At 54.1% G+C, this 12513-nt stretch carries 13 protein-coding genes, 1 pseudogene and 1 other annotated feature; of the genes and pseudogenes, 4 read left to right on the plus strand and 10 right to left on the minus strand.

From position 1 onward, the window contains the following. Window positions 1–44 precede the first annotated feature (44 nt). From hisIE to hisL, 9 genes are all read right to left on the minus strand, one after another. On the minus strand, window positions 45–656 hold the full coding sequence (gene hisIE / locus OGY37_RS03990; protein ID WP_000956425.1) for a bifunctional phosphoribosyl-AMP cyclohydrolase/phosphoribosyl-ATP diphosphatase HisIE: 612 nt from the start codon (window positions 654–656) through the stop codon (window positions 45–47). Further along, window positions 650–1426, minus strand: a complete 777-nt coding sequence (gene hisF, locus OGY37_RS03995) for an imidazole glycerol phosphate synthase subunit HisF (protein ID WP_000880132.1) — start codon at window positions 1424–1426, stop codon at window positions 650–652. The genes hisIE and hisF overlap by 7 nt, the downstream gene beginning before the upstream one ends. Continuing rightward, window positions 1408–2145: a 1-(5-phosphoribosyl)-5-[(5-phosphoribosylamino)methylideneamino]imidazole-4-carboxamide isomerase gene (hisA, locus tag OGY37_RS04000; RefSeq protein WP_008785166.1), complete on the minus strand. Its 738-nt coding sequence runs from the start codon at window positions 2143–2145 to the stop codon at window positions 1408–1410. The genes hisF and hisA overlap by 19 nt, the downstream gene beginning before the upstream one ends. After that, window positions 2145–2735, minus strand: coding sequence for an imidazole glycerol phosphate synthase subunit HisH (hisH, locus tag OGY37_RS04005; RefSeq protein ID WP_001103544.1), 591 nt, complete (start codon window positions 2733–2735; stop codon window positions 2145–2147). Before hisH ends, hisA begins: the two co-directional genes overlap by 1 nt. Then, entirely contained in the window at window positions 2735–3802 is a 1068-nt protein-coding gene (gene hisB / locus OGY37_RS04010; RefSeq protein ID WP_286620176.1) for a bifunctional histidinol-phosphatase/imidazoleglycerol-phosphate dehydratase HisB, read from the minus strand. Before hisB ends, hisH begins: the two co-directional genes overlap by 1 nt. Continuing rightward, window positions 3799–4878, minus strand: coding sequence for a histidinol-phosphate transaminase (gene hisC, locus OGY37_RS04015; RefSeq protein WP_286620178.1), 1080 nt, complete (start codon window positions 4876–4878; stop codon window positions 3799–3801). Before hisC ends, hisB begins: the two co-directional genes overlap by 4 nt. Then, entirely contained in the window at window positions 4875–6179 is a 1305-nt protein-coding gene (gene hisD, locus OGY37_RS04020; RefSeq protein ID WP_286620180.1) for a histidinol dehydrogenase, read from the minus strand. The genes hisC and hisD overlap by 4 nt, the downstream gene beginning before the upstream one ends. 127 nt (window positions 6180–6306) lie before the next feature. After that, on the minus strand, window positions 6307–7206 hold the full coding sequence (gene hisG, locus OGY37_RS04025) for an ATP phosphoribosyltransferase (RefSeq protein WP_003834191.1): 900 nt from the start codon (window positions 7204–7206) through the stop codon (window positions 6307–6309). A 45-nt stretch (window positions 7207–7251) separates the two neighbouring features. Then, window positions 7252–7374: a sequence feature (His leader region), on the minus strand. Continuing rightward, a complete protein-coding gene (gene hisL / locus OGY37_RS04030) occupies window positions 7350–7397 on the minus strand; it encodes a his operon leader peptide (RefSeq protein WP_100250077.1) in 48 nt (15 codons plus the stop codon). It overlaps the preceding feature by 25 nt. A gap of 174 nt (window positions 7398–7571) precedes the next feature. Between hisL and OGY37_RS04035 the strand changes: the two genes are divergently transcribed. The 4 genes and pseudogenes from OGY37_RS04035 (at window position 7572) to plaP (ending at window position 10998) form a co-directional block, all read left to right on the plus strand. After that, window positions 7572–8396 (plus strand): SDR family oxidoreductase, encoded by an 825-nt coding sequence (locus OGY37_RS04035; protein ID WP_123267468.1) that lies wholly within the window; start codon window positions 7572–7574, stop codon window positions 8394–8396. A gap of 41 nt (window positions 8397–8437) precedes the next feature. Then, window positions 8438–9422: pseudogene (locus OGY37_RS04040) on the plus strand (LysR family transcriptional regulator). Window positions 9423–9584: 162 nt separating this feature from the next. Next, window positions 9585–9647, plus strand: a complete 63-nt coding sequence (yoeI, locus tag OGY37_RS23380; RefSeq protein ID WP_099045591.1) for a membrane protein YoeI — start codon at window positions 9585–9587, stop codon at window positions 9645–9647. Further along, the gene (plaP, locus tag OGY37_RS04045) at window positions 9637–10998 is read left to right on the plus strand and encodes a putrescine/proton symporter PlaP (RefSeq protein ID WP_003834188.1); all 1362 of its coding nucleotides are present in this window, start codon (window positions 9637–9639) and stop codon (window positions 10996–10998) included. Before yoeI ends, plaP begins: the two co-directional genes overlap by 11 nt. A gap of 59 nt (window positions 10999–11057) precedes the next feature. On the opposite strand, the gene sbcB is transcribed toward plaP, so the two are convergent. Beyond that, the gene (sbcB, locus tag OGY37_RS04050; protein ID WP_198579321.1) at window positions 11058–12482 is read right to left on the minus strand and encodes an exodeoxyribonuclease I; all 1425 of its coding nucleotides are present in this window, start codon (window positions 12480–12482) and stop codon (window positions 11058–11060) included. Window positions 12483–12513: the final 31 nt, after the last annotated feature.

The raw sequence follows: 12513 nt of genomic DNA on the forward strand, positions 1-12513 counted from the left end.
ACAACAAAAAACCGGGCAGTGCCCGGTTTTTTCATATCTGCAACTTACTGATGACGCTTACGTAAATTCTCAATCACCGTCGTCAGGTCGAGATCCTGGTCCTGCAGCAGCACCAGCAGGTGATACATGAGATCAGAAGCTTCATTTGTCAGCTCAAAACGGTCGTTCACCGTCGCGGCCAGCGCGGTTTCTACGCCTTCTTCACCCACTTTCTGTGCGATGCGTTTGGTGCCGCTGGCATACAGTTTCGCGGTGTAGGAGCTGGCTGGGTCAGCGGTTTTACGTTCGGCCAGCAGTTGCTCCAGCTGATACAGGAACAGCCACTGGTGGCTGGCGTCACCAAAGCAGCTTGAAGTGCCTTTATGGCAGGTCGGGCCAATCGGGTTAACCAGCACCAGCAGGGTGTCGTTGTCGCAGTCAGGCGCAATGCTCACCACGTTCAGGAAGTGACCGGAGGTCTCTCCTTTGGTCCACAGACGCTGCTTGGTCCGCGAGAAAAAGGTTACTTTGCCGCTTTCGAGCGTTTTATCCAGCGCCTCCGGGTTCATATAACCCAGCATCAATACTTCACCGGAAACCGCATGCTGCACGATGACTGGCATCAGTCCGTCGGTTTTTTCCCAGTCCAGCTCGCGGCATTGTTGCTTCGTTAACATATCCTGATCTCCACGCCCTGTGTTGCCAGGTACGCTTTTAATTCGCCAATATTGATAATTTGTTTGTGGAAGACGGAGGCGGCAAGCGCGCCGTCAACGTCGGCATCCCGGAAGGCTTCGAGAAAGTGTTCCATGGTGCCCGCGCCACCGGAGGCAATCAGCGGGACGTGGCAAACGTCACGTACTTTTTTCAGTTGTTCCAGGTCATAACCGTTACGTACGCCGTCCTGGTTCATCATGTTCAGGACGATTTCGCCCGCGCCGCGTTTTTGGACCTCCTGCACCCAGTCCAGTGTTTCCCACTGCGTGACGCGGGTACGGCTTTCATCTCCGGTATACTGATTTACATGATATTTACCAGTGTCGGCGTCATACCAGGTATCAATGCCCACCACGATGCACTGCACGCCGAAGCGGTCCGCCAGACGGGTGATAAGCTCCGGTTCGGCCAGCGCCGGGGAGTTGATGGAGATTTTGTCCGCCCCGAAGGAGAGAATGCGCGCCGCATCGTCGATGGATTTAATGCCGCCAGCTACGCAGAACGGAATATCGATCACTTCCGCCACGCGTGATACCCAGCTTTTATCCACTACGCGGCCATCGCTGGAAGCGGTGATATCATAGAACACCAGTTCATCTGCGCCTTCATCGGCATAGCGTTTTGCCAGCGGGACGATGTCACCAATAATCTCGTGATTGCGGAACTGGACGCCTTTTACCACCTGCCCGTCACGGACGTCCAGACAAGGAATTATGCGTTTTGCCAGCATTGAATGGCCTCCTCAACGGTGAACTTTCCTTCCAGCAGGGCGCGTCCGACGATCACGCCGCGAACTCCGGTCCCGCGCAGGGCCGCTACGTCCTCGATTCCGCCAATGCCGCCAGATGACTGAAATGCCACCTGCGGGTATTTGGCGCACACTTCTTCATACAGCGCGACGTTTGAGCCGGCCAGCGTGCCGTCGCGGGAGATATCGGTGCACAGCACGTGCTTCAGGCCGACGGGTAAATAGGTCTCAACCAGTTCTTCCAGTGAAACCCCGGAATCTTCCTGCCAGCCACTGACCGCAACCTGTTTATTACCGTGCTCGTCAATACGAACGTCCAGCGCCAGTACCAGCGCGTCGGCACCAAAACGGGCAAACCAGCTCTTGACTATCTCGGGGGATTTTACCGCCGTCGAACCCACCACCACGCGCGCCACACCTGCGTCAAGAAGCGCCGCCACGTCTGCTTCTGTACGCACGCCGCCGCCAACCTGAACCGGAACGTTGACGCCAGCGACCAGCGTTTTGATCAGCGGGATCTGGCGCTGTGCCGGGTCTTTCGCGCCGGTTAAATCAACCAGGTGCAGCACTTCAGCACCCTGGGCTGCATAATCCTGCAAACGGGGGAGAGGATCGTTGCCGTAATCACGTTGCTTAGCGTAATCGCCCTGATGAAGACGCACCACCGTGCCGTCGATTAAATCTAATGCCGGAATAATCATTACATCTCCAGAAAGTTTTTCAGCAACTGTGCCCCAGCCGCGCCCGAACGTTCCGGGTGAAACTGTACGCCAAAGAAATTGTCCTTTTGTACTGCCGCGGTAAACGGTTCGCCGTAATTGCACTGGGCGATGGTCCACGGGTTTACCGGCATAGCGTAGCTGTGTACAAAGTAGAAATACGCACCATCTTCAATGCCCTGGAACAGACGGTTCCCCGCCTGCGGATAGACGCGATTCCAGCCCATATGCGGCAGCGGCAGACCGAAATCGGTCATCTTCGGGACGTCCTGTTCAATAATGCCCAGTAGTGAGACACCGTTACTCTCTTCGCTGCGACGGCCCAGCAGTTGCATACCTAAACAGATCCCCAGTACCGGTTGCGTACAGGCTTTAATCAGTTCAATCAGTTCGCGCTCGTGCAACTGGTCCATAGCCGCCTGCGCGGTGCCGACGCCCGGCAGAAACAGTTTATCGGCGCGCAGCACCACGTCCGGGTCACGGCTGACAACCGGGTCGTATCCATGGCGTGCGACGGCGGATTTTACCGAGTGCAGATTGGCGCAGCCGGTGTCCAGAATCACCACGTTCATTACAGCACTCCTTTTGAAGAGGGCAGCGTGTCGCCTTCTACACGAATCGCCTGACGCAGCGTACGGCCAAAGGCTTTAAACAGGCTCTCCACACGGTGATGGTCATTTTTGCCTTTGGTTTTCAGGTGCAGGGTGACGCCCATGGTGTAGGAGAGTGAACGGAAGAAGTGTTCGATCATCTCCGTGCTCAGATCGCCAACGCGCTGGTAGGTAAACTCCGCGCGGTACTCCAGGTGTGGGCGGCCGGAGATATCCAGCGCGCAACGTGCCAGGCACTCATCCATCGGCAGTACAAAACCAAAACGGTTGATGCCGCGTTTATCGCCTAACGCCAGCTTTAAGGCTTCGCCCAGCGCCAGACCGGTATCTTCAACGGTGTGGTGATCGTCTATATACAGATCGCCCTTGACGGCAATCTCTATGCGAAAACCGCCGTGGGTGGCGATTTGATCCAGCATGTGGTCAAAGAAGCCAACGCCAGTATTGATTTTGCTGCGGCCTTCGCGGTCCAGCCAGACTTTGACGTCAATCTGCGTTTCTTTTGTATTACGCTCAACGTGTGCGTAGCGGTCACGTTTGGTCAACTGCTCGCCGATCATCGCCCAGTTTAGGGTGTCGCGATGGTAACGCAATCCGCTAATGCCCATGTTTTCAGCGAGCTGAATATCGGTCACCCGATCGCCAATGACGTAGCTGTTCGCCATATCCATGGCCTGTTCAACCAGATACTGTTCAACCAGCTTCACTTTTGGCTTACGGCAATCACACTCGTCCGCTGGCAGGTGCGGGCAGATCAATACTTCATCAAACGTCACGCCCTGAGAGGTGAAAATTTGCATCATCAGGTTATGCGGACCGTCAAAATCAGTCTGTGGGAAACTCTGGGTTCCGAGTCCATCCTGGTTAGTAATCATAACCAGCTTAAAACCTGCTTTTTGCAGTTTCAGCAAAACGGGAACAACTTCCGGCTCGAAGGCGAGTTTGTCAAAGCGATCGACCTGAAAGTCACTTGGCGGTTCGGAAATCAGGGTTCCATCACGGTCAATAAAAAGATACTTCTGGCTCATACTTGCTCCGCACGTAAGGCGTCAATGACGCGCTGGCTCTCTTCACGGGTTCCGACAGTAATTCGCAGGCAGCCGCTTAACGAAGGTTGTTTATTCTGATCTCGTAAGATAATGCCCTGATCCCACAAAGATTTAAATACGCTACTTGATGCGGTGAAGCGCGCCAGAACATAGTTGGTTTCAGAATCGAATACCTGCTCTACACAGCGAATTGTTTTCAGGTTATCTACCAGATACTGACGCTCTTCTAGGATCTGCTCTACGCGTTTACGCATGGCGGAAATCCCTTGCGGCGTCAGCGCCTGGGCGGCGATATCTGCCACCGGCGTAGAGAGCGGGTAAGGGGCAATCACTTTTAACAGCAGATTGATAACCTCTTCGTTCGCCAGCGTAAACCCGCAGCGTAAACCGGCGAGCGCAAACGCTTTGGACAACGTGCGTAATATCACCAGATGCGGATACTCAGACAGCCAGCCTGCCAGCGTGGCCTGCGGGCAAAACTCAATATAGGCCTCATCAGCGACCACAATAGCTTTACCCTGCGTCATTTCGAGCAGTGAACGCAGATCCTGCGGGTTTATCAGCTGACCGGTTGGGTTGTTCGGGCTGCAAACGTAGACTACCTTCACGCCACCAAGTTTGTCCGCGATGCCTTGCAAATCCAGTTGCCAGTTCTCAAGGGTCGGAACGGTGCGGCACTCAACGCCAATCGTTTCGGCACTGACGCTGTACATGCCGTAAGTCGGCGGGCAGTAGAGAATGGCATCTTTACCGGGTTCACAAAACGCGCGCACCAGCAGTTCGATCCCTTCATCTGCGCCGCGGCTGACCAGCACCTGCTCCGGTTTGACGCCAGCATACTGCGCGTAATTCTCAATCACCGCTTTCGGCTGACACTCCGGGTAGCGGTTCAGCGTCTGCTGAGTGAGCTGGAACTCAACGGCGGTTGGATACTCATTCGCGTTTAGCCAGACATCGCCGTTACCGCCGAGACGACGGGCAGACTGATAGGGCGTTAATTCGCGAACATTCTTACGGGCTAAATCAGTGACGCTGAGAAAGTTGTCAGTGCTCATGCTTGCTCCTTCAGGGCGTTAACGCGCAGGGTGACGGCATTTTTGTGGGCAGTCAGTCGTTCAGCAGCGGCCAGTATTTCAATGGTTGAGGCCAGGGCAGAGAAACCTTGTGGGGTTAATTCCTGTACGGTCATCCGTTTCTGGAAATCAGCCAGCCCAAGGCTTGAGCAGGTCGCGGTATAGCCGTAGGTCGGGAGAACGTGGTTGGTGCCAGAAGCATAGTCGCCTGCGGATTCCGGCGACCAGTCGCCGAGGAACACCGAACCGGCGCTGGTGATCTCATCAACCAGTTCACGTGCGTTGCGGGTCTGAATAATTAGGTGCTCCGGACCGTAGGCGTTGGAGATTTCAACGCACTGCGCCAGATCTTTCGCCACGATTAAGCGGCTGGCGGAGAGTGCCTGACGTGCGGTCTCAGCGCGGGAAAGCTCAGCGAGCTGGCGTTCAACGGCTTTGGCAACGCCTTCGGCAAGCGTAGCGTCTGGCGTCAGTAGAATAACCTGCGAGTCGGGGCCGTGTTCTGCCTGAGAAAGCAGGTCAGAGGCAACAAAGTCCGGCGTCGCGCCGCTATCGGCGATAACCAGCACTTCGGACGGGCCAGCAGGCATGTCGATGGCCGCGCCGTCAAGACGCTGGCTGACCTGGCGTTTGGCTTCGGTCACATATGCATTGCCTGGCCCGAAGATTTTATCGACCTTAGGAATAGATTCGGTGCCCAGCGCCAGCGCGGCAATGGCCTGCGCGCCGCCCACATTAAACACCTCTTTTACGCCACACAGCTGCGCGGCGTAGAGGATTTCATCGGCAATCGGCGGCGGTGAGCACAGCACCACTTTTTTGCAGCCGGCGATGCGCGCCGGGGTCGCCAGCATTAATACGGTAGAAAACAGCGGCGCCGAACCTCCAGGAATATACAGGCCCACGGAAGCGATAGGGCGGGTAACCTGCTGGCAACGCACGCCTGGCTGGGTTTCGATATCCACCGGCGGCAGGATCTGCGCGGTGTGGAAAGTATCAATATTTCTCACCGCCGCCTGCATCGCTTGTTTTAGCTCGTTGCTCAGGCGACTGCTGGCTTGCTGGATTTCTTCCTCGGTCACGCGCAGCGCGCCAACCTCGGTTTTATCGAACTTTGCGCTGTATTCACGCAGCGCCCGGTCGCCGTTATTTTTGACGTTCTCAAGGATCTCGGCCACCGTACGGCTGATGCTTTCAGAGGCGGAAATTGCCGGGCGCATCAGCAGTTCGCGCTGCTGCTCAGGGCTACAGCTATTCCAGTCAATCGGGGTATTGAAGCTCATGGTCGTTACTCCATCATCGGGTGTTGCCGGATGGCGGCGCTGCCTTATCCGGCCTACAAGACCCGTAATATCAATAATTGTGACAATTCTTGTAGGCCTGATAAGCGAAGCGCTATCAGGCAACAGATCACTCCATCATCTTCTCAATCGGCAACACCAGAATTGAGCTGGCACCGAGCGCTTTCAGTTTTTCCATTGTTTCCCAGAACAGGGTTTCGCTGCTGACCATGTGCATGGCAACGCGCTGCTGGTCGCCTGCCAGCGGCAGAATGGTAGGGCGCTCTGCGCCGGGCAGCAGGGCGATGACCTCGTCCAGACGCTCGCTCGGCGCGTGCATCATGATGTATTTGGATTCGCGGGCCTGAATAACCCCCTGGATACGGGTCAGCAGTTTGTCGATCAGTTGTTGCTTGGCTTCGGCCATTTCGCCGTCGCGCTGAATCAGACAGGCTTTAGAGCGGTAGATCACTTCTACTTCGCGCAGACCGTTGGCTTCAAGCGTTGCGCCGGTGGACACCAGATCGCAAATCGCATCAGCCAGACCCGCACGGGGAGCGACTTCTACTGAGCCGTTTAACAGACAAGATTTAAACGAAACTCCTTTCTGATCGAGATAACGTTTGAGCAGGTGTGGGTAAGAGGTCGCGATACGTTTACCGTTCAGCGCTGCCGGGCCATCCCAGGCTTCATCAACCGGGGTTGCCAGCGAAAGACGGCAGCCGCCGAAGTCCAGACGGCGCAGGGTAAAATAGCGAGGGTCTTCACCCTGGGCCCGGCGGTTGAGCAGTTCCTCTTCCAGAACATTTTCCCCGATGATGCCGAGGTCAACGACGCCGTCCATCACCAGACCTGGGATATCGTCATCACGCACGCGCAGAATATCGATCGGCATGTTCTCCGCCATCGCAATCAGGCGCTGGGTGTGAAGATTAATTTTAATGCCGCAACGGGCCAGTAATTCGCGTGAATCATCGCTTAAGCGGCCTGATTTCTGCATAGCTATGCGTAAACGGGTGTTGTCTAACATTCTTTATTCCTCGTTATCCTGTCTGAATCAGTTTGGGTCACGCACAAAAAAAAGCCCCCGGAAGAAATCTTCCGGGGGCTTTCTCATACGCTCATGCACCGCTGGAAGATTTAAATGTCTCCCAGCACACATCGCCTGAAAGACTAGTCAGGATGATGGTGATGATGGTGTTTGAATTGAGCGCGTGTCATAAATTTTCTCGATGAATGTTTATTCATTTGATGTCTTTTAACCTAAACCACTTTAGCTACGGAAAGCAAGGGCTTTTTTTGATCATTAATTCATTTCATATTGATACTATGAATTGTCAGCCACCGTGGGCTGGCGTAGCCTTGCGTTATAGGCCAAAAGTCAGGAGAGAAGGCATGAAAAAGGTCGCAATTGTCGGGTTAGGTTGGTTAGGTATGCCGTTAGCCATGTCGCTGGCGGCGAGAGGCTGGCAGGTTACCGGCAGCAAAACCACATTGGATGGGGTGGAAGCGGCCCGCATGAGCGGTATCGAGAGCTACTCGCTGCGCCTGGAACCTGAACTGGTCTGTGAGGCTGACGATCTCGATGCACTGATGGACGCCGATGCGCTGGTTATTACGCTGCCTGCACGCCGCAGCGGTCCTGGGGAAGAATTTTACCTGCAGGCAATGCAGGAACTGGTCGACAGCGCGCTGGCGTACCGCATCCCACGAATTATTTTTACCAGTTCGACGTCAGTCTATGGTGACGTTCAAGGCACAGTGAAAGAGGGGACGGCGCGTAATCCGGTCACGGCAAGTGGTCGTGTTCTGAAAGAACTTGAAGACTGGTTGCACAATTTGCCAGGTACGTCGGTGGATATTTTGCGTCTGGCCGGGTTGGTCGGCCCGGGAAGACATCCTGGTCGCTTCTTCGCTGGCAAGACAGCACCTGACGGACATCATGGCGTCAATCTAGTGCATCTGGACGATGTAGTTTCTGCCATCACGTTACTGCTGCAAGCGCCTAAAGGGGGACACATCTATAATATATGTGCGCCTATGCATCCGGCGCGTAACGTGTTCTATCCGCAGATGGCCCGCCAGTTGGGGATGGAGCCGCCGGAATTTCGCGGCGGTACGGATAACGGTAAAGGTAAAGTCATTGATGGCAACCGTATTTGTAATGAGCTTGGGTTTGAGTACCAGTATCCCGACCCGCTGGTGATGCCAATGGAGTGACAATCCAGCAGAGTGCCGCTGTATACCGCCAGGGGGCGAGTATGAAACCACTGCTGGACGTTCTTATCATCCTCGATGCATTAGAAAAAGAGGGCAGTTTCGCGGCGGCGTCGGCAAAATTGTTTAAGACGCCGTCTGCGCTTAGCTACACCGTCCATAAGCTGGAAAGCGATCTTAATATTCAGCTACTCGATCGCAGCGGACACCGGGCTAAGTTCACCCGCACCGGACAGATGCTGCTGGAAAAGGGGCGGGAGGTGCTGCACACCGTCCGTGAACTCGAAAAACAGGCGATTAAACTTCACGAAGGCTGGGAGAATGAACTGGTTATTGGCGTAGATGATACGTTTCCCTTTTCACTGCTGGCCCCACTCATCGAGTCTTTCTATCAACACCACAGCGTGACGCGCCTGAAATTTATCAATGGCGTGCTGGGCGGCTCCTGGGATGCCCTCATTCAGGGCCGGGCGGATATTATCGTTGGCGCCATGCATGAACCCCCAGCAGCGAGCGAATTTGGTTTTGCACGGCTGGGAGTTTTGGAACAGGTGTTTGTGGTTGCGCCGCATCACCCGCTGGCGCAGGAACAGGAACCGTTAAATCGTCGTACCATTCGCCGTTTTCGCGCCATTGTGGTGGGCGACAATGCGCAGCATGCCAACGTCTCAGGTTCCCAGGTGCTTGACGATCAGGAAGCTATTACCGTTTTTGACTTCAAAACCAAGCTGGAATTGCAAATCAGCGGTCTGGGATGTGGTTATATTCCGCGCTACCTGGCGCAGCGATTTCTGGAGAGCGGCGCACTGATTGAGAAAAAAGTGGTCGCACAAATTGTCTTTGAACCCGTGTGGATAGGCTGGAATGAACAGACCGCCGGGTTGGCCAGTGCCTGGTGGCGGGATGAAATTTTAGCAAATAGTGCTATTGCAGGGGTGTATGTGAAAACGGCTGCTGATAAATCAATCAGTTAAGAAAAAATATTCTTTTGTGGCTACTTCAATCTCTTGTTATTTCTCCCCAATTTAGTGCAAAATACGCCGCTTGCAAAAAATGACATTAACCGACGTTTTAATACGCGTCGGTTATTTTTTTGCATCAAACCAATCATTCATAAAAGAGGCCGGGCTTCGTACCGGATAGATACTTACTTAAAAATCGACAGTTGTTGTCGCTGAGGATTAACAAAAAATGGGGCAATTTTTTGCTTACGCGACGGTTTTCGCCGTAATGGGGGATAACCATGTCGCATAACGCTACTCCAAACACCTCTCGCGTGGAATTACGTAAAACGCTTACGCTGGTTCCGGTTGTCATGATGGGCCTTGCCTATATGCAGCCGATGACGCTGTTCGATACATTCGGTATCGTATCAGGAATGACCGATGGTCACGTCCCGACAGCTTACGCCTTTGCACTGATCGCCATCCTCTTTACCGCACTGAGCTACGGTAAACTGGTGCGTCGCTATCCGTCTGCAGGCTCTGCCTACACTTACGCCCAGAAATCCATTAGCCCGACCGTTGGCTTTATGGTGGGTTGGTCATCACTGCTGGACTACCTGTTCGCTCCGATGATCAACATTCTGTTGGCAAAAATTTATTTTGAAGCCCTGGTGCCGTCGATACCGTCATGGATATTCGTGGTGGCGCTGGTGGCCTTTATGACCGCCTTTAACCTGCGCAGCCTTAAATCCGTTGCGAATTTCAACACCGTAATCGTGTTGTTGCAGGTGGTGCTGATTGCAGTGATCCTCGGCATGGTCGTTTATGGCGTGTTCGAAGGGGAAGGTGCCGGTACGCTGGCGAGCAGCCGTCCGTTCTGGTCAGGTGATGCACACGTGATCCCGATGATCACGGGCGCGACCATCCTGTGCTTCTCGTTCACCGGTTTTGACGGTATCAGCAACCTGTCAGAAGAAACCAAAGACGCTGAGCGTGTGATTCCGCGTGCGATTTTCCTGACTGCGCTGATTGGTGGCCTGATCTTTATCGTCTCCACCTATCTGTTGCAGCTGTACTTCCCGGATATCTCGCGCTTCAAAGATCCAGACGCTTCACAGCCGGAAATCATGCTGTACGTCGCTGGTAAGTTCTTCCAGGTTGGCGCGCTGATTTTCTCTACCATTACCGTACTGGCGTCCGGTATGGCGGCGCATGCTGGCGTAGCGCGTTTAATGTACGTGATGGGGCGTGACGGCGTGTTCCCGAAAAGTTTCTTCGGTTATGTACACCCGAAATGGCGTACTCCGTCTATGAACATCATTCTGGTTGGTGCGATTGCTCTGCTGGCAATCAACTTCGACCTGGTGATGGCGACGGCGCTGATTAACTTTGGTGCGCTGGTGGCGTTTACCTTCGTTAACCTGTCAGTGATCTCCCAGTTCTGGATCCGTGAGAAGCGTAACAAGACGCTGAAAGACCACTTCCAGTATCTGTTCCTGCCGATGTGCGGTGCGCTGACAGTTGGTGCGCTGTGGGTTAACCTGGAAGAGAGCTCAATGGTTCTGGGTCTGATTTGGGCCGGTATTGGTCTGATTTACCTGGCTTGTGTGACCAAAAGCTTCCGCAACCCGGTGCCGCAGTACGATGAAGATGTCGCGTAATAACGGCATTTAACTAAAAAAAAACGGAGACATGTTCTCCGTTTTTTTATGCGTGGGACTTATACAATCTCTTCGGCATACTGCCAGAGTGATTTCAGCAGCATCAACTTTTCTTTGTTATCCGCATACTGCTGGCTCAATAACTGCAGTTCATTGGCGTAATTTTGCAAAAACTCCGGTGTGAATACCTGGCGGCGATGGTCCAGCCAGCGTTGCTGTTCTGCTTCGTCCAGCGTTCCCGGGAAGTTACGTGCACGGTAATTAAACAGCAGCTTTTCAATGCGCTTATCGACGAAGGAGATATCCAGCGCCGGTAAATTGCGCGGTTCGGTTTCCAGAACGATTTTCATCGCCGCACGGTCAGCATCGCTGAAAAAGCCGTTGTACAGTTGGGCATCCACGTTATCTGATGGTGTAAAGGGTTCTGCATCTGCAAAGATCGCAACCACTTTGTCGCGTATGTGCGGATTTTCGCGCAGAACTTTGAGATTATCCAGACAGTGCTGGCGGTTAATGCCAAGACGGTCGGCATCTTCCGGACGCAGGGTATTCGCCTGTGCCAGTACCGGGCATTTGTTGATGTGCACCAGTTTAACCGGTACGGCCGGGTTATCACCCAGATCCGCTTTAGACGTGTAAAGCCTCTCGCGCAGGGCGTCACTGTCGAGTTCGAGCAGCGGCGAAATATCACCGGCTAAGTCGACCATAATAACCGCGTTGCGATTCTCCGGATGCCACGCCAATGGCGATACCCAGCTGGTGTTGCCGCGCCATGCGCCGAACATACCAGAGACATGGACCAGCGGCTTCATTTGCGGGACATCAATCAACGCGGCCAGCTTGTGCTTATTACGATGGCTGTAGAGATAATCAAACAGACGCGGCTGGCGCGACTTCACTAATTGCGCCATTGCAATTGTGGCGTATACGTCCGCCATCGCATCGTGAGCATTGGTATGCTCAATACCGTTGGCTTTGGTCAAATGCTCCAGGCGGAAGCTGGGTAAGCCGTCGTCGTTTTCCGGCCAGTTAATGCCTTCAGGGCGCAGGGCATAGCAGGCGCGCATCACATCCAGAAGATCCCAGCGCGAATTATCGTTCTGCCAGCTCCAGGCATAGGGATCGTAGAAATTGCGATACAGGATGTTGCGCGTCACCTCATCATCGAAGCGCACGTTGTTATAGCCCAGGATACAAGTTTTCGGCACGGTGAACAGGGCGTGGATGCGTGCAGCAAAAGCGGCTTCATTCTCTCCCTTTTCACGTGCTTCCTGCGGTGTGATACCCGTAATCAACACCGCCTCTGGCTGCGGCAGATAGTCGTCTGCGGGTTTGCAATAAAAGACCTCTGGCTCGCCGATGATGTTGAAATCATTATCTGTGCGGATAGCCGCAAATTGCGCGGGTCTGTCCAGCGCCGGATGGGTACCAAAGGTCTCGTAATCGTGGAAGAGAAAACCAGGTTGCTGCTTGCCGTCATTCATTGTTCAGTTATGTCCGGGATCAATTTAGCGC

It is taken from the genome of Citrobacter sp. Cpo030, from assembly GCF_030333005.1.
Classification (GTDB): Bacteria; Pseudomonadota; Gammaproteobacteria; order Enterobacterales; family Enterobacteriaceae; genus Citrobacter; species Citrobacter portucalensis.

Bases quoted from the DNA above. Each gene is read 5' to 3' on its own strand.
- hisD (WP_286620180.1), bottom strand. From the start codon at position 6,179: ATGAGCTTCAATACCCCGATTGACTGGAATAGCTGTAGCCCTGAGCAG.
- hisB (WP_286620176.1), bottom strand. From the start codon at position 3,802: ATGAGCCAGAAGTATCTTTTTATTGACCGTGATGGAACCCTGATTTCC.
- hisC (WP_286620178.1), bottom strand. From the start codon at position 4,878: ATGAGCACTGACAACTTTCTCAGCGTCACTGATTTAGCCCGTAAGAAT.
- sbcB (WP_198579321.1), bottom strand. From the start codon at position 12,482: ATGAATGACGGCAAGCAGCAACCTGGTTTTCTCTTCCACGATTACGAG.
- hisG (WP_003834191.1), bottom strand. From the start codon at position 7,206: ATGTTAGACAACACCCGTTTACGCATAGCTATGCAGAAATCAGGCCGC.
- OGY37_RS04035 (WP_123267468.1), top strand. From the start codon at position 7,572: ATGAAAAAGGTCGCAATTGTCGGGTTAGGTTGGTTAGGTATGCCGTTA.
- hisH (WP_001103544.1), bottom strand. From the start codon at position 2,735: ATGAACGTGGTGATTCTGGACACCGGCTGCGCCAATCTGCACTCGGTA.
- hisA (WP_008785166.1), bottom strand. From the start codon at position 2,145: ATGATTATTCCGGCATTAGATTTAATCGACGGCACGGTGGTGCGTCTT.
- hisIE (WP_000956425.1), bottom strand. From the start codon at position 656: ATGTTAACGAAGCAACAATGCCGCGAGCTGGACTGGGAAAAAACCGAC.
- hisF (WP_000880132.1), bottom strand. From the start codon at position 1,426: ATGCTGGCAAAACGCATAATTCCTTGTCTGGACGTCCGTGACGGGCAG.
- plaP (WP_003834188.1), top strand. From the start codon at position 9,637: ATGTCGCATAACGCTACTCCAAACACCTCTCGCGTGGAATTACGTAAA.